Consider the following 16879-nt stretch of genomic DNA (forward strand, 5'->3'; position numbering starts at 1 on the left):
GTCTGATCGAACCGCCTAAACCACGGTTCGGAAAAATAGCTCCGTGACCGTGGCCAGCCGGTGCGGGTCCGCCACGCCGCAGAGCTCGCGTGCCGAGTGCATCGAGAGCAGGGGAACGCCGACGTCGACAGTCCGGATCCCCAGTCGGGTGGCGGTCAGGGGGCCAATGGTGGAGCCGCAGGGCATCACGTTGTTGGACACAAATTCCTGGTAAGGCACCTTCGCTTCGCCGCACAGCCTGGCCCAGAACGCCGCGCCGGCGGCGTCCGTTGCGTACCGCTGGTTGGCGTTGATCTTCAGCAGCAGGCCGCCGTTCAGGACCGGATGGTTGGCCGGATCGTGCCGCTCCGGGTAGTTGGGGTGGACGGCGTGGCCCGCGTCCGCGGAAACGCAGAACGACGCCGCCAGTGCTTGCCGCCGCTGGCTCACCGATGCACCCAGGCCGTCGGAGACCCGCACCAGCACGTCCTCAAGAAGGGGTCCGCACGCTCCCGACCGTGAATTCGAGCCGATCTCCTCGTGGTCGAACGCTGCGAGGACGGCGATCGGCGCACCGGACACAGCAGAAGAACCATGCGCGATCAGCGCAGCGAGCCCGGCGTGCGTCGCGGACAGGTTATCAAGGCGCCCGGAGGCGAAGAACTCACCGTTGGCCCCGAAAACCGCAGGCGCCTGTGTGTCTGCAATAACGACGTCGTACCCGCCGATCCGGGCCGGATCAACCGGAACGCCAGGCACGTGCGAAGCGAGCACGGCGAGGAGGTCGACGTCGGCGGGATTCCCCAGGCCCCACACAGGGTTCATGTGCCGCTGCTTGTCCAGGGTCAGGCCGTCGTTCACCGCACGGTCAAGGTGGATGGCCAGCTGCGGGAACCGGAGCATCGGGCCGGTGGCGGTGAGATGTTCGGTGCCGTCCAGCATGACCAGCCGGCCCGCCAGCTGAAGTTCGCGGTCCAGCCAGGAGTTCAGCAGCGGCCCGCCGTAGACCTCCACCCCGGCCTGCAGCCAGCCGAACGCTCCGGTGGTGGGCTTGGGCTTGAGCTTGAACGACGGGGAGTCAGTGTGGGAACCGAGGATGTTGAACCCGGTGGTGGGTCCGGCGTCTTCCGGGACCACCCAGGCGATCAGCGCGCCGTCGCGGACCAGGTAGAACGATCCGGCCCCGCCGGCCCAAGGCTCACGCTCGTCCAGGCCCGTGAACCCGGCCTCATCCAGCCGCCGGGCGGCCTCGTGGACGGCGTGGAAACTCGACGGCGATGCGCTGACGTACGCGCCAAGGTCCTGGATGTGGTCAACGGCACTGGAAGCGGCGGCGGAAGGTGAAGGCATGCTTCCGAGTCTAAATGGTCACATTGAGCCCGGCGGTGTAGCCGGCGCCGGCGGATCCGGTCATGGTGGCCAGCTGGTAAATGCCGCCGTCGTCCCCGAAGACGTTGTCCGACTGCAGAGTGGTGCGGGCCATGTTGCGGACACTGGCCTCGTAGCCGGGAGTTGCGTAGACGTCGTCGCAGGCGGCCTTAGTCAGGGCGATCTGTGATACCGCCAGCACCTGACCGTCGGCCGTCGCGTTGCTCATGGACTCGAACACCTCGAAGTGGATGTGCGGACAGCGCCCGGAATAGGCACCGGGGAAGATGGACGTAAAGGTGACCTGGCCGTTGGAGTCGGCTTCCTGGACGCCGCGGAGGTAGTTTTCGTTGGCCAGTCCGGAATCGTACATGGAGTACTTGCCGTCCTGGTCGCATTGGCGGACCCAGTCCCGAAGCTCGAGGTGATGTCCTGCCGCACCAGGCCGGAGGCTGCCAGGACGTTGGGGCCGTTGGAACCGTCACCGGGGTAAGGACCTGCTGTTTCCTGCGGGATCTCGATGCCGCACTCCGCGATCGCCCGGGTGAGCGTGGGGCCGGCGGTGGGAGTCGCCGTCGGGGTGGCGGCGCTTGCGGTGGCTGAGGCACTCTCGGTGGCGGCCGACGTCGACGTGCTGGCTGTGGTGCCTGACCCGCCGGGGGTGCACGCTGCCAGCGCCGCAGCCGCGCCGCCGGCGCCGGCACCGAAGAACATACCGAGGGAACGGCGGCTGATCATGGTGGACAGATCGAACTCGAGGCCTCGGTCGTGGTTGTGGTGGGGAAGGTGGTTGCTCATGGCTCCATCCAACGCGTCCCGTCTATCCCCTGCATAGGCGGTTCCTGTGCGGAACCTGTGCGTCACCAGGCCGCGCCAGTGTCAGTAGTCGGGATTGCTCGGGACCATCAGGCCTGTCTCGTAGGCGTACACCACTGCCTGGACCCGGTCCCGCACGGGTGCCGCTTCGTTCATGCTCTTAGCCTGGTGTCCGCCTAGACGTCGCGTTTCTTGAGCACAATCATGGCCGGAACCAGAAACAGCAGAACGTAGCCCAGGAAAATCAGGCCGCCCTGCCAGGGATCGATGACGCCGTCGGTGTGGCCAATGGACAGGACCCGTCCGCCGGCTTCGCTGGGGAGGTACTGGGGCACGTATTTCCAGAAGTCACCCGGGATGAAGGTCATAAAGCTTGCCGCGATGGACACCACGAAGAACAGGCCCACCAGCACGGTGATGCCGCCGGCGGAGTTGCGGAGCAGCGCGCCAAGTGACAGGCCGATCAAGGCCACGCCGGCAACGTAGAGTCCGCCCGTGAAGATGCTGTACAGCACGCCGTCCGTAGACCAGTCCAAGTCCAGGCCGATTCCCTGGAAGACCGGCATGGCAATCAGGAACGTGGCCACTGCGGCGATGGTGGTGATGACGTAGGAGATCACGGCGAGCAGGATTGCCTTTGCCACAAAGGCCGGCGTACGGCGCGGGACGGCGTTCATGGTGGAACGGATCATGCCCGTGGCGTATTCGGACGAGATGAACAGGACGGCCAGCGAGCCCAGGACCAGGATGCCGATCTGCAGGCCTGCATTGGGCAGGTTGTACAGGTCAAAACCAGATCCCGGCGGGAAGGACTGCGCCATCATTTCGGGCGTCAGGGCCTGGCCCTGGTCCCGCGCCCGCCGGGCCATTTCGTCCAGGAAGGAGAACCGGATCAGTACGGCAAGGGCTCCGACACCGACAATCGCCACCAGGGTCAGGAACAGCAGGATGCGGGTGGACATCAGGGAGAACAGCTTGATCCATTCGGACCGCAGCACACCGCCGAACGTCACTCCCTTGGTGCCAGCGGTGGTGCGGACACGGTAAGTTTGGGTATCAGTCATGGTGGTCATCGTCCTTGCTTTCCTGCCGTTGCCGGGGCGGGTTCCGGGGCGAACTCGCCGGCGGGTCCACCGGTCAGGTGTGAGTGGTATTCCACTTCGTCCTTGGTGAGATCGAAGTAGGCGTCTTCCAGAGACGATTGCTGCGGGGTGAGTTCGTAGACGAGGACCCGGTTGTCCAGTGCCACCTGGGCGATCTGGCGCGCGTCCAGGCCCGTCACTTCCAGGGTTTCGGGCTGGCCCTGGTCCACCGTCACGCCATCGCCGGACAGCAGGGCTGAGAGCTGGGTGGCTGCGGACGTGCGGACCAGAGTCTTGACCTGACGGGTGCCCGCAATGATGTCCTGCACGGGGGCGTCCGCAATGATCTTGCCGCGGCCGATCACGATCAGGTGGTCTGCCGTCTGGGCCATTTCGCTCATGAGGTGTGAGGACAGGAAGACGGTCTTGCCCTGCCCGGCGAGGTAGCGGACCAGGTTGCGGACCCACAACACACCTTCCGGATCGAGGCCGTTGACCGGCTCATCCAGGATCAGGGTCTGAGGATCGCCCAGGAGCGCGTTGGCAATGCCCAGGCGCTGGCCCATGCCCAGCGAGAAGCCGCCTGCCTTCTTTCGGGCCACGGCCTCCAAACCGGTCATCTCGATGACTTCATTCACCCGGGATGGGGGGATGTTGTGCGTCGCCGCCATCGCCCGCAGGTGGTTGTAGGCGCTGCGGCTGGTGTGGACCGCTTTGGCGTCCAGCAGCGCTCCGACCTCGTGCAGGGGGGCCTTGTGGTCGGCGTAGTGCAGGCCGTTGACTGTCACCGTGCCCGACGTCGGGCGGTCCAGTCCCATGATCATGCGCATGGTGGTGGATTTGCCGGCACCGTTCGGGCCAAGGAAGCCCGTTACTTGCCCTGCCTTGACGGTGAAGCTGACGCCGTCAACCGCCGTCTTGCTGCCGTAGACCTTGGACAGGCCGGTTGCCTCAATCATGGAAATGTTCCTTAGAACAGCAGCCGCGTGGCTGCGGGATGCGTGGAAGTTTCGTTTGTACGCTCCACGCTACCGACGGCACGGCCGGATTTCGCCTGCCTCAGGGATGATTCAGGGTCGAATCAGGGTAGTCCGCACGGATGATTAGGGGTCCCCTCCGGGTCTCAGCCGCCTTAGGTGCGGGGCGAGTAGTACGTCAGGGCGCGCGGTTCCACCCGGATCCGGACGCTGCGCACGCCGGCCAACGCTTCGCCGTCAACCGCCAGCGCCATGGGGGAGCCCTCCGACTCAATCCGGACCGCGCTGGCTTCCCGCAGGTGGGTGATCCGGGACGTCGCTACCGTGCCCGTCAGCACCGACCACAGGAGCCGGAGCCGGGCAAAGGATTCGTCGGCAGTGATCATCCGGACATCCAGGACGCCATCGTCCAGCACCGGCCGCGACAAGGGCGCGTGGTCCCGGGGGTAATAGCGGCCGCGGCCGATGTACGCGATCCAGAGTTTATGCCGGACACCGTCCACGATCAGGGTGGTGGGTGTTCCTACGGCGAACGTCCGGAACATCGCCACCACGCCGGCCAGCGGTTTGCCGAGGGCTGGCTGCAGCTGTTCCCTGCGCCGGACGAGATTGGGGTACAGGCCGACGCTGGCCGTGTTCAGCATGACCAGGTCAGCCGTTTCCGGATTGCCCGCCAGCCCGCGCTCCACGGTCACAATGCCGACGTCGGCGCGTGCGGCGTCACCCGCTGCCGCGGCCGCTACAGCGTCCTTAAGGTTGGCAGTTCCCGTGTCCCGAGCGAAGTGGTTGAGGGTCCCGCCCGGGAGCACCAGCAAGGGAAGGGAATGTTCGACGGCGGCCGCGGCCGCCGTGCCTACGGTTCCGTCCCCGCCCCAGACACCAAGGGCCTGGGTGTCCGGGTGGGAAGCGGTGGCCTGGATAGCCTCGTCCAGACTCTTACCCCGCTCAATCGTTTTTATATACGCGTTGGGGAATATTTCCTGGAGGGCGTCCGCTGTCTGTTCCGTGAACGAGCCGCCCAGGGTATTCACCACGATGCTGAGGCCTTCACCGCCTGGCAGCGAGGGGGCTTCGGTTACGGTGCGGGACACACCGGGAAACGGTGGCCGGACTGGCCACCACTTGCGCGTCACCAATGCTGCCCCTGCGCCGATCGCCGAACCGAAGACCACATCCGATGGCCAATGGGCGCCGGTATGGACACGCGAGTAGGCCACCCCCAATGCCACCGGCGCAAGTGCCGCACCGACAACCGGCTTGATCATCCCGGCGCCGAGCGCGAAGGCGATGGCCGAGGCCGAATGCCCCGATGGCATGGATGAACTGGTGGGCTGCGGTTGGACGAACCGGAAAACCGGCAGATGCTCCGGGAGCGGCCGTGCCCGCGGAAGCAGCGTCTTGAACACCACATTGGTCACAGCTGATGCCACCGCTTGGGCGATCAGCCCGTGCATCGCGGCCCGGCGGGGCTTGCCGGGAAACGCGGCCATGACCGCCGCTGCCGCCACCCACAGTTTGCCGTGCGTGGCGGACGCCGAGAGGCGGCGGAAAAACGTATCGTGGTTTCCACCCGGGAATGACGACACACCGCGGACCAGATACCGGTCAACTCGGCTGATCAACCCGGGTCCTTTGCGCAGCACTCTGTACATCACCCCACCCTATTACCGGTGGTCCCATCCTCCTTGGAGGTCCCTACTTGGAGGCCAGGGGTTTCGCGGCTCCGGCGAGGAGGAATGCCACCACGATCGGGGCGAGAATCGCCAGGAGTGCCAGATGGATTCCCGTGAGGTCACCCAGGTAGCCCAGCAACGGCGGGCCGGCGAGGAAGGAAACATACCCCAGGGTGGATACAACCGAGACCCTCGCCGCAGCGTGCTTCGGATCATCGGCAGCAGCGGACATCCCCATGGGGAACGCCATCGCGGCGCCCACACCCCACAGGGCAGCACCAACGCCGGCCAGCCAGAAGTTCCCCGCGAGCACAAACAGACACAGGCCTCCAGCCGCGGCGGCCATGCTCGCCCGGAGCACCACAACACGTCCGTGGATGTCGATCGCACGGCCGCCGAAAAGCCGCATGGCTGTCATCGCCAGCACAAACAAGGCGAACATCAGAGCGCCGGTCGATTCCGAGGCACCCAGTCCGTCTACGGTGGCCTTGGCGATCCAGTCGTTTCCGGCCCCTTCAGTAAGTGTTGCACCCAGGACCACAACACCTATCAGCAGGGTGCGGCTGTCGCGCCAGGCAGAAGGCCCTTTCACGGTCTTCTGCTCACCTTCCACCGGAAGGGCGTGAGCTATGTGCGGGAGGAAGTAGCGGGGCGCCACGAGGGCCACTACCACCACCACGCCGGCGATGGCCAGCAGGTGCAACGGCAGGCCAACACCGATCGTTGACAGGCCCGCCCCGATCAGCGCCCCCAGAAAGGCCCCGCCGCTGAAGGCCGCATGGAACTGCGGCATGATGGTGCGCCGAAGCTTGTGCTCGACGTCTGCCCCTTCAATATTCTGGGAAACGTCCCACAGCCCGACGCCGATGCCGAAGATGAACAGCGCAACTGCAGTGCCCTGCACCGATTCCGCAGCCAAGGACAGTGCAATGCCCACCCCGGCCAGGGCTGACAGCAAACCGCCTGCTCGCACCGCATTGGCGGTGCCGATCTTCCCCACCACAAGTCCCGCCGTCGGAAGGGCCAGTAATGAGCCGACGGCAATACACAGTAGAAGCGTGCCCATCTGGCCGGAGGTCAGATGCAGCGTCTCGGTGACGGCGGGGATCCTGGCGGCCCAGCTGGCAAAAACAAAGCCGTTGATACCGAAGACCACAAAAGTGGCGGCTGCGGCTGCCTTAAGGGACGGCCCGGCAGTCGTGCTGGTGTTGATGCTCATGCTTTGACTACTTCCACCGAGAGCTTGTTGAGGTGTGCGAGTTCGTCCGCACTCAGGTCTTTGTCTGTGACGATCACGTGTACTGCGTCCAAGGGGGCAACCAAGGCCATCGCGGTGGCATTCCACTTGGCACCGGCGCAGGCAACAATCACCCGCGCCGCCGATTCGAGGCCGGCCCGTTTCACTGCGGCGTCCTCCAGATCATGGGCCAGGAGGCCGTCCTTGAGGTTCAAGGCGCAGGGCGTGACCACTGCCGTGTCGAAGCGCAGGGACCGGATGTTGGCTTCCGCGAGCGGTCCGCGGAACGACAACTCGCCGGGTACCAGGCTTCCGCCGGGGAGCAGCAGGGCAGGACGCTGGCCCGCATGCGGGTCGCCGTCTGTGACCGTTGCCAGGGAGCGCATGGACATGGGCATTAGCGTGAGTTCGCGCCCGCGGAGGACGCGGGCAATTTCCGTGGCTGTGGTGCCGCTGTCCAGCCACACATGTTCGCGCTCCCCCAGCAGTCCGGCCACAGCGACGGCGATCCTGACCTTCACAGCCTGATCTTCGAGTTCGCGCTGGCCGTAGCCGGGGTTTTCGCCGCGGGCAATAAGGCTCCTGGCACCGCCGTGGACCCGGCGAAGCACGCCATGCGATGCGAGCAGCTCAAGGTCCCGCCGGATGGTGGCGCCCGATGCGTCGCACGCCAGGGTCAGCTCCTCCACCGAGACCTCGGTTTTGCGGCGCAGCATCTCCCCGATCAGGCGGTGCCGCTCTTCTGTCTTCATGCTCATATGATAGCAATTCTTGATCATATGAACATTACCTGACGCTTAGCGGGCGCGCTCGACCCGCTTTTCGTCCCACACAGGCTCGGGGGACTCGTAGACGCGGCCGTCGGAACCAAACACCAGGAACCGGTCGAAGGTGCGGGCGAACCAGCGGTCGTGGGTGACAGCCAGGACGGTTCCCTCGAAGTGGTCGATGGCCCTTTCCAGTGCCTCGGCCGAATGGAGGTCCAGGTTGTCCGTGGGCTCATCCAACAGCAGGAGCGTGGCGCCGGAGAGCTGCAGCAGCAGGATCTGGAACCGCGCCTGCTGGCCGCCGGAGAGGGACTCGTACTTCTGCTCCGACTGCGATGCCAGTCCGTAGCCGTCCAGGGCGCCGGCGGCGGCCTCACGTCCCAGACCGGACCGGTGCTCGTCGCCGCGGTGCAGGATCTCCAGCAGGGTCTTGCCCAGGAGGTCGGGCCGGACGTGGGTCTGGGCGAAGAAGCCAGGCCGGATGCGGGCGCCAAGTTTCACGGTGCCGTCGTGCGGCACTTCGGCAATATCGACTTCGGACACGGGGAGGTGCTCGCGTTCGGGGTCCGTCCCGCCCGTGGCCAGCAGCCGCAGGAAATGGCTCTTGCCGGAGCCGTTGGAGCCGAGCACACCAACGCGGTCCCCAAACCACACCTCGGTGGAGAACGGTTTCATCAGCCCGGACAGTTCCAGTTTCTCAGCCACGACAGCTCGCTTGGCGGTCCGGCCGCCCTTCAGTCGCATGCGCACGTTCTGTTCGATCGGCAGTGCCTCGGGCGGCCCGGCCTCGAGGAACTTGGCCAGGCGCGTCTGGGCGGCCTGGTAACGGTTGGCCATGTCGGAGCGGAAGGCCGCCTTGTTCTTGTACATGTTGACAAGTTCCTTGAGCTTCACGTGCTCCTCGTCCCAACGCTTGCGGAGCTCCTCGAAGCGGGCGTTCCGGTCGGCGCGGGCGTCAACGTAGGAGCCAAAGCCGCCGCCGTGCACCCAGGCACCTGCGCCATTGATACCCGGTTCGAGGGTCACGATGCGCCCGGCCGCATTGTTCAGCAGCTCGCGGTCGTGGCTGATGAAGAAGACAGTTTTTTTGGACTCATTGAGCTTGTCCTCAAGCCAGCGCTTGCCCGGCACGTCCAGGTAGTTGTCCGGCTCATCGAGAAGGAGCAGCTGGTCGGGGCCGGCAAACAGGGCCTCCAGTACCAGGCGCTTTTGCTCGCCGCCGGAAAGGCTCGACGCCGGGCGGTGCTGCGCACGGTCGAAGGGCAGTCCGAGGGCGGCCATGCAGACCTCATCCCAGACGGTTTCGACGTCGTAGCCTCCTGCGTCTCCCCAGTCCGCGATCGCCTGGGCGTACCGCATCTGGGAGGGCTCGTCGTCGTGCTCCACCATCGCGAGCTCAGCTGCGTCCACTTCCTTGGCAGCGGCGGCCAAGGCCGGCGGGGCGGCGGAAACAAGGAGATCGCGGACCGTGGATTCGTCCCTGACCTGACCGACGAACTGGCGCATGATGCCCATGTTTCCGGAGCGCCCGATCACACCTTCATCCGGAACAAGGTCGCCGGAAATGATCCGGAAGAGGGTGGTCTTGCCGGTGCCGTTGGGGCCGATCAGGGCTGTTTTGGTGCCGTCCGGGACTTTGAAGGTCACGCCGTTGAGCAGTTGGGTGCCATCGGAAAGGAAGTAGTCAATACCGGAAATGTCTATGTGTGCCACGCCAACAATCTTCCCACGCCCGCCCCACACGAGTTTTTGTCCAGATAATGTGCCGTTGCCGCCACTCTGCGCCGATTATCTGGACAAAAACCCGAGGGTTAACCGGCGGCGGTAAGGAACTGCTTGAGCAGAGGCCCGGACGTGGTGGCTACAAGGCCGCCGTCCTCAACAAAGACGGCCACGGCCAGGTCACCGTGGACAGCCACGATCCAGGCGTGCGTCTTGGGCGGGTTCTCGTTGCCGAACTCCGCCGTGCCGGTTTTAGCGCCCACCGGCGCGCCCGGAACGGTCGACAGGAAGCCGGCATGGCCGGACGTCACCACTGCCCGCATCATGTCGGACAGCGCCGCCGCCTCGGCGGCAGTGATCGGCTGACCGGACGCCTTGGACGGCGCCTCGGGTGTAACGGTCGACGACGGCGCACCCGCGTCCGCCGTCGCCGCGCCGGAGGTGTCTGCCGCGGCTGCGCCGGCGTCGGGGTTCAGGACCAGCTGCGGGGAAACGTGGGATCCCTTGCCCACGGAGCCGGCCATGATGGCCGCCGCCAACGGGGACAGGAGCACCTTGCCCTGGCCGATCATCGAGGCGGCGTGTTCGGTGCCGGCAGCCTCGCCCGGAACGGACCCGAGGAACGCCGCGGCGCCCAGCGAGGGGGCCTCCACGGCCACGCCCATAGCCACGGCGGCAGCCTCAAGCTGGGCCTGCGTGACTGTGTCACGCGCGGCGATGAACGCCGTGTTGCACGAGTGGGCAAAGGCATCGCGGAGTGCCACCGACCCCAGGGAGGTTTCCGGGTAGCCTTCCGCGTTCTTGAACGTGCGGCCGTCCACGGTCAGGGTGGGGGTGCATTCCACCTTCGAATCTGGCGTCAGTCCGTTGCGGAGCATGGCGAGGGAGTCGATGATTTTGAACGTTGACCCGGGCGCGTACTGGCCCAGCATTGCGGTGTTGTAGCCGTTGCTTCCCGGGCCTGAGGCCGCTGCGAGAACCGCGCCGGTTGAAGGACGGAGCGCCACAATGGCCGACGCCGGGCCCACACCGGCAAGCGTGCTCTCTGCGAGTGTCTGGAGGTTTGGATCCAGCGTGGTTTTCAGGGGAGTGCCGGGGGTTGGGGCCATCTCGAAAACCACCTTGCGGGGATCTGTTCCCGCGGCCTGGATCTGTTCGCGGGTGAGGTCGGCCCGCTGCGCACGGATCACCACGGCATCGGTGCCGCGGAGCTGTGCGTCGTACTGCTGCTGGAGCCCGCCGATGCCGGTCACGTCTCCGGCGGTCAGCACGCCGCCAGACGCCTCAACCTGTTCCGCCGTAGCCTCGCCGACGGTACCGAGGACTGGCCTTGCAAACGTTCGGCTGGGTGCCAGCGGCTGGCTTTCCGGGATGGCGCGGGCACCAGGAATGGCCGTGATCTGCGCGTCCGTGATGGTGCGGCCCTCGTCACGGAGGGTGATGGCCCGGACGAACGCCTCGGGACCGGAGGCCGCAACCTGTTGGGCATAGGTGGCGGAATCCACGCCCAACAGTTCGGCCAGTTTGGTGGCTGACGCGGCGGCGTCCGCGGATCCCAGCAGCAGCCTGTCAATCCCCACGTTCACCACGGGCCGGTATGTGACAAGCTTCGCGTCACCGGCGCCCAGGATGTCGGCGCGCGGCGGCGACTGCGTGCCCTTGCTGAGGATTTCGTTATCGGCGAGCCCCGGGACCAATGTGGCCGGGTTCCAAACGGCCAGCCATTTGTCCCCGGACTTCGTGAAATGTGCTGAGACCGTGTATTTCCACTCGCCGGCGCCGATTTTCCAGGTGTAGTTCAGCGGAACGGCCGCAGTGTCACCGTCCACCGTGAGTTCACCGGCCGCCACAGTAGGCTTCTCCGGATCCAGCGCCTTGAAGATGTCCTGGACCTGTTGTTTGGCCACCCCGGAATCCTTGCCGTCAAAGGCGACCGAGCCGACGTCAAGCGTGGAAAGCGCGGACGCAAACTCCTTGGCGACGCTTTCAGCACCTCCTCTGCCGTCGTCGCAGGCAACCAGCGAGGCGCCGAGAATGAGTCCAACTATGGCAAGTGACAGTTTTTTTGAGTTCCCCACCGCGCTATTATGCCCCGATTTGAACCGAGGTTGCTGTCACCGGTCCGTGCCCGGCTTAGAGACCGAGTGAGGGGACTTCAAGGCCAAACATGTCCCTTAGGGCATATTTCGCGGCGAAGTACCCTGGCATCCCCGTCACTCCGGGGCCAGGCGGCGTGGAGGAAGAACACAGGTACACGCCGGGCACGGGCGTCCGCCACGGAACGCGGGAAACCACCGGGCGCTGGACAAGTCCGCGCACGTCCATGATGCCGGCACTGAAGTCCCCGCCCACGTAGTTCCGGTTGTAGCTCGCCAGCTCCGCCGCCGTGGTCACGTGTCTCTGCACCACCACGTCCCGGAACCCGGGCGCAAAGCGTTCCAGCTGTGCGGTCACGGCCTCGCCCATGTCGCGGGTTGATCCGGCGGGTACGTGGCAGTACGTCCAGAGGATCTGACGACCCGCCGGCGCCCGGCCGGTGTCGAAGCGCGATGGCTGGGCCACCAGAACGTACGGGCGTTCCGGGTGCCTCCCAGCGGACACGTCATTCTCGGCAAGTGCCAGCTCCGCGCGCGTGCCGCCAACGTGCACCGTGCCGGCGTCGCCCAGCTCCTCAGCCGCCCACGGAACGGGACCGGACAGGATGAAGTCCACCTTGCAGGAACCATTCCCATAGCGGAACGTCTCCAAGGCTTGCCGATACCTGGCCGGGAGCCTGTCGCCTGTAATGGCCAGAAGCCCCTTGGGGGCCACATCCAGCAGGATGGCCCGCGCGCCGCGGAGTTGGTGGAGGCCCTCAATCGGCGCCCCCGTATGGATTACCCCGCCGTGGGCACGGATGTCTGCTTCCAGCGCGGCCGCAATGGAGGCTGATCCGCCCAGCGGAACCGGCCAGCCTTGGGCGTGGGCCAGTGCGGTGAGCATTAGACCGGCACCGGCAGAGGCCAGGGAGGGCAGGTGTGAGACCGCATGGGCGGCAACGCCGCTGAGCAGAGCAGGCGCAAGCTCCTCCTTAAACCGGGTGTTCCACAGCCGAGATCCCTGCTCCAGTGTCCGCAGCCCGAAGAGCACCGCCGCCAGGGGATCCCGGGGAATTCTGAGCAGCTGGTGCTGCGTCAGATCCATCACGCCGCCAATGCGGTCAACGAGCGGGCCAAGAAGCCTGCGGTAGGCGTCGCCGTCCCTGCCCAGGCCTTGGACCGTCCGGTCGATGCTGTGGTAGCCGAGGGCCGCCCGTCCGCCGTCGAGCGGTGATCCGAACGAAAGCTCCGGCACCACCAGGTCTATCCGGCGTGCCAGCTCGAAGTCGCGGAAGAAGGGGGACGCCAGTGCCATGGGGTGCACGGCCGAGCAGATGTCATGGAAGTGCCCCGGCTGCATCAGTTCGGCGGTGCGGGTGCCGCCGCCGATGGTGGCCGCCGCCTCGTGGACTTCAACGGAGAGGCCAGCGCGCGCCATCATGGCGGCGGCAGCCAACCCATTGGGCCCGGACCCGACGATGGCGACGTCAGGCATGGTATTTCGCCCGCCAGGGGAGCACCGCGCGGGAGGGATGGCGGGGGCTGAACCGCAACCAATCCGGCAGTCCGGCGAACGGTCCTCCCTGCGGATCATCAAGGCGATGGCGGCGGATGGGATCGTAGTCCGGGTCATGGATGTCCCAGACAACCCGGAACATCAAATATGCCGTTGCAAACATATGTGCTGCTACGGCCAGGACGTAGTAGGGCATGTCAATATTGTGCTGCGTCGGGCCCTGGCTGGTCACTTGCCCCAGGTACATCCAGACAGCTGCCCAGTGCAGGCCTTCAACGCCCTGCCAAACAAGAAAATCCCGCCACCGCGGCCGGGCCAGGGCCACCAGAGGGATGAGCCACAGGACATGCTGCGGCGAATAGACCCTACTTGTCAGGATAAATGCACCCACGATGAGGAATGCCAACTGGGCCAGCCGCGGGCGGCGCGTTGCTGTCAGCGCCACCGCGGCGATCATGGCGCAGGCCAGCAGGAACATGGCCAGGGCCAGCCAGTTGATGGTGGCGGGATCCAGCACCGGCCAGCGCAGGCGCCGGGCCACCAGGTTGTAGGCGAACCATACAGACCCATAGCCGGCTTCCCTCGTTTCGGTAAACCTGAAGAAGTACCCCCAGCCGGAGGGGTTGGAGACGGCCACAGGCACGTAAATGGCCAGCCATGCCGCTGCGCCGGCGCCGGCCGTGACCAGGAACCCGCGGATCCGCCCTGTCCGCAGGGCCAGGAGGAGGATGGCACCGAGAACCAAGGCGGCATAGGGCTTGGTCGCTGCGGCCAGACCGATCAGGATGCCTGCCAGGACCAGCTTTTCACGCGAAAAGCACAGCATTCCGAGCGCCAACAAGGCGACGGCCCACATGTCCCAGTTGATGGTTCCGGCCAGCACAATGCCGGGAGCCAACGCCACCATGGCCGCATCCCAAGGGCGCCGCTGCGCCATTCTGGCCGTAGCCAGCACCGTGACAATCCAGACGGCTGCAACCAGCGTGGCATTGACGTCGAAGTAACCGAGGATCCGCGCGTCACTGACGCCCTCGCCCGGGACCAGCCAGGCAGTCACGCCGGCAATGAGTCCCACCAGGACGGGATCTTCAAAAAGAGATTCCGTCCTCAGGATCGGGAACGTGCCGTCTCCGAGGCCGCGGTTGCGGAAGAATTCGGGGAAGTCGGAGTAACACGTGGAATAGAACTGACCAGGGCTCGCCCAGCCGTTGGCCCGGCAGTAGCCCTTGATTGCAAAGCCGGCCAACGCCGCCGCTACGGTAAGGATGATGAGGACGCGTTCCACGGTAAATACGCCGGGGGAGATGAGGCCGGGCGCCGACCGGGCACCCATCGGCCCGCCGATCAGTTCCGTGAAGTTCTTCAGCAGCAGGTCACTGCGGCTGGGAACTACCAGGCGGGTGCGCTGTTCGTGCCCCGGTGGCTTCGTCTCCTGCATGCCTTTGAGCTTACCGGGACGTGCCCCGCCGGGCCGCGGACTTCATATCCGGCCCCTCGCCTCAGTTCAGGCCGCCGTAGGAAAAAGAATTCCGTCTAAATTCTTTAGAGTCCCCAGCGGACAATGGCCGGGGTCCGCTTATCCCAGCCGAGCGTGCAGACCTTCGCGGTTCCCAGAATGAAATGACGGCCCTCGGCAGGCGCTAGTTCCAGCCACCGCGCGGTGAGGATCCGGGAGAAGTGCCCGTGCGCCACGATCAGCACGTTGTCCAGACCGGATTCCAGCACACTGGCCACAATCTTGTCGGCGCGGGCTGCCACTTCGTCCAGGGTCTCGCCATTGGGCACACCATGGGTCCAGATCAGGTAATCCGGGTTGTCCTTGCGGATCAGGTCCGAACTGATGCCCTCATAGTCGCCGTAGTTCCATTCCACCGCCAGCGGCTCGTGCTGGGCGTCAGGGTAACCTGCCAGCTCCGCGGTACGCCTGGCGCGGCGCAGTGGGGACGTCAGGACCAAATCGAAGTCCACCTGGTCCAGCACCTTCCGGGCCTCCACGGCCTGTTGCTCGCCTTCCACGGTCAGGGGCAGGTCGGTGAGCCCGGTGTATTGCCCGCTCTTGGACCACTCGGTCTCGCCGTGGCGCAGGATCCAGAGCTGGGGGCGGGGCGCGGTCATCGGGTTAATCATTTGGACTCCTCGTTCGGGGAAAGTTCGACGGCGGCGGGAGGCTCTGCTGCTTCCGGAACCGCGGGTGCTGCCTCGGGCTGCTCCGCCCACCAGGCGCGCAGCCGCGCTTCGGCGTCGTCCGGTTGCAGGGGTCCGTTTTCCATCCGTTCCTCCAACAGGAACTTGTAGGCCCGGCCCACCACAGGACCAGGCTTGAGGTTCAGGATGGCCATGATTTTGGCGCCGTCCAGATCGGGCCGGACCGCGTCCAGCGACTCCTGCGCGCGCAAAACAGCGATCCTTTCTTCCAGGTCGTCGTAGGCAAAGGCGAGGCGCTCAGCCTTCCGCTGGTTGCGGGTGGTGACGTCCGAGCGGGTCAGCCGGTGCAGCCGGTCCAACAGCGGGCCGGCGTCCGTGACGTAGCGGCGCACGGCCGAGTCACTCCACCCGGCGTCACCGTAGCCGTAGAAACGCATGTGCAGCTCTACAAGCCGGGCCACGGCCTTGATGGTGTCGTTGTCGAAGCGGAGAGTCTTCATCCGCTTCGCAGTGAGCTTGGAACCCACCATGTCATGGTGGCGGAAGCTGACCGCGCCGCCCGGTTCGAAACGCCGCGTAGCCGGCTTGCCGACGTCGTGCATCAACGCTGCGAACCGCAGCACAAAGTCGGGGGCCGGCACCGCGCCGTCCGCATCCGTTTCCAGGGCGGCGGCCTGTTCCAGGACCTGAAGGGAGTGCTGGTAGACGTCCTTGTGGCGGTGGTGCTCGTCAGATTCCAGCCTCAGGGCCGACACCTCAGGCAGCACGAACTCGGCGAGGCCGGTTTCCACGAGGAGGTCCACGCCGACCCGGGGATGGGCACCGCAGATGAGTTTGACCAACTCATCACGGACCCGTTCGGCCGAGATGATTTTGATCCGCTCGGCCATCTGGGTCATGGCCAGCCGCACGTCGTCGTGCACGGAAATGCCCAGCTGCGAGGCGAACCGGGCGGCGCGCATCATACGGAGCGGATCATCTGAGAAGGAGGCCTCGGGTGAAGCGGGCGTCGCCAGGACGGCGGCGTTGAGATCCCGGACGCCGCCGAATGGATCAATGAGTTCAAGCGACGGGAGCCGCAGGGCCATGGCGTTGATGGTGAAATCGCGGCGCAGGAGATCGTCGGTCAGGGAGGTGCCGAAGGCCACCACGGGCTTGCGCGACTCCGGATCGTAAGCCTCGGCCCGGTATGTGGTGATCTCGATCTGGAAGCCGGCTTTCCGCATTCCGATTGTCCCGAAGGCCCGGCCGATTTCCCAGAAGTTGTCCGCCCACTTCTTGATCAGGGCAACTGTCTGGCCCGGGGTGGCGTCCGTAGTGAAGTCCAGGTCCGGTGAGACGCGTCCCAGGAAGAGATCCCGTACCGGGCCGCCCACCAGGGACAGCTCGTGGCCGGCGTCGACAAAGCGCTGCCCGAGCTCCAGGACCACCGGGTCAACCTGAAAATCGACGGTGTTGGAATCAATCTTGTGATGTGCGTGCGCCATAGTTACTTAAGCTTGTCAGAAACCAGCGGCTT

12 protein-coding genes and 2 pseudogenes are annotated in these 16879 nt (G+C 65.8%); all 14 read right to left on the reverse strand.

All coding sequences use genetic code 11. The annotated features are described in order from the left end of the window. Nucleotides 1-15: 15 nt before the first annotated feature. Nucleotides 16-1329 carry a M18 family aminopeptidase gene (locus QK290_RS08995; protein ID WP_282330339.1) on the reverse strand — a complete coding sequence of 438 codons (1314 nt, stop codon included), beginning with the start codon at nucleotides 1327-1329 and terminating at the stop codon, nucleotides 16-18. A 10-nt stretch (nucleotides 1330-1339) separates the two neighbouring features. Further along, nucleotides 1340-2145: pseudogene (locus tag QK290_RS09000) on the reverse strand (3,4-dioxygenase subunit beta). Between the two features lie 81 nt (nucleotides 2146-2226). Beyond that, nucleotides 2227-2301, reverse strand: a pseudogene (locus QK290_RS09005) (DNA-binding response regulator); the annotation flags it as partial. Between the two features lie 38 nt (nucleotides 2302-2339). Next, nucleotides 2340-3227: an ABC transporter permease gene (locus QK290_RS09010; RefSeq protein ID WP_282330340.1), complete on the reverse strand. Its 888-nt coding sequence runs from the start codon at nucleotides 3225-3227 to the stop codon at nucleotides 2340-2342. 5 nt (nucleotides 3228-3232) lie between these two features. Further along, nucleotides 3233-4204 carry an ABC transporter ATP-binding protein gene (locus QK290_RS09015; RefSeq protein ID WP_282330341.1) on the reverse strand — a complete coding sequence of 324 codons (972 nt, stop codon included), beginning with the start codon at nucleotides 4202-4204 and terminating at the stop codon, nucleotides 3233-3235. Nucleotides 4205-4377: 173 nt separating this feature from the next. Continuing rightward, nucleotides 4378-5874, reverse strand: a complete 1497-nt coding sequence (locus QK290_RS09020) for a bifunctional phosphatase PAP2/diacylglycerol kinase family protein (RefSeq protein ID WP_282330343.1) — start codon at nucleotides 5872-5874, stop codon at nucleotides 4378-4380. A 43-nt stretch (nucleotides 5875-5917) separates the two neighbouring features. Further along, the gene (locus QK290_RS09025) at nucleotides 5918-7114 is read right to left on the reverse strand and encodes an MFS transporter (RefSeq protein WP_282330344.1); all 1197 of its coding nucleotides are present in this window, start codon (nucleotides 7112-7114) and stop codon (nucleotides 5918-5920) included. Further along, complete coding sequence (locus QK290_RS09030; protein ID WP_282330365.1) at nucleotides 7111-7884, reverse strand: DeoR/GlpR family DNA-binding transcription regulator; 774 nt, start codon at nucleotides 7882-7884, stop codon at nucleotides 7111-7113. The genes QK290_RS09025 and QK290_RS09030 overlap by 4 nt, the downstream gene beginning before the upstream one ends. A 45-nt stretch (nucleotides 7885-7929) precedes the next feature. Next, nucleotides 7930-9612, reverse strand: coding sequence for an ATP-binding cassette domain-containing protein (locus QK290_RS09035; RefSeq protein WP_282330345.1), 1683 nt, complete (start codon nucleotides 9610-9612; stop codon nucleotides 7930-7932). A gap of 98 nt (nucleotides 9613-9710) precedes the next feature. Continuing rightward, entirely contained in the window at nucleotides 9711-11699 is a 1989-nt protein-coding gene (locus QK290_RS09040) for a penicillin-binding transpeptidase domain-containing protein (protein WP_282330346.1), read from the reverse strand. A 55-nt stretch (nucleotides 11700-11754) separates the two neighbouring features. Next, nucleotides 11755-13194 (reverse strand): NAD(P)/FAD-dependent oxidoreductase, encoded by a 1440-nt coding sequence (locus tag QK290_RS09045; RefSeq protein ID WP_282330347.1) that lies wholly within the window; start codon nucleotides 13192-13194, stop codon nucleotides 11755-11757. Further along, the gene (locus QK290_RS09050) at nucleotides 13187-14653 is read right to left on the reverse strand and encodes a glycosyltransferase 87 family protein (RefSeq protein ID WP_282330348.1); all 1467 of its coding nucleotides are present in this window, start codon (nucleotides 14651-14653) and stop codon (nucleotides 13187-13189) included. The genes QK290_RS09045 and QK290_RS09050 overlap by 8 nt, the downstream gene beginning before the upstream one ends. Nucleotides 14654-14757: 104 nt before the next feature. Then, a complete protein-coding gene (locus QK290_RS09055) occupies nucleotides 14758-15342 on the reverse strand; it encodes a histidine phosphatase family protein (RefSeq protein ID WP_185262037.1) in 585 nt (194 codons plus the stop codon). Beyond that, complete coding sequence (locus QK290_RS09060; protein ID WP_282330350.1) at nucleotides 15339-16847, reverse strand: CCA tRNA nucleotidyltransferase; 1509 nt, start codon at nucleotides 16845-16847, stop codon at nucleotides 15339-15341. The genes QK290_RS09055 and QK290_RS09060 overlap by 4 nt, the downstream gene beginning before the upstream one ends. Between the last annotated feature and the right edge of the window lie 32 nt (nucleotides 16848-16879).

Source organism: Pseudarthrobacter sp. AL07, from assembly GCF_029960665.1.
GTDB lineage: Bacteria > Actinomycetota > Actinomycetes > Actinomycetales > Micrococcaceae > Arthrobacter.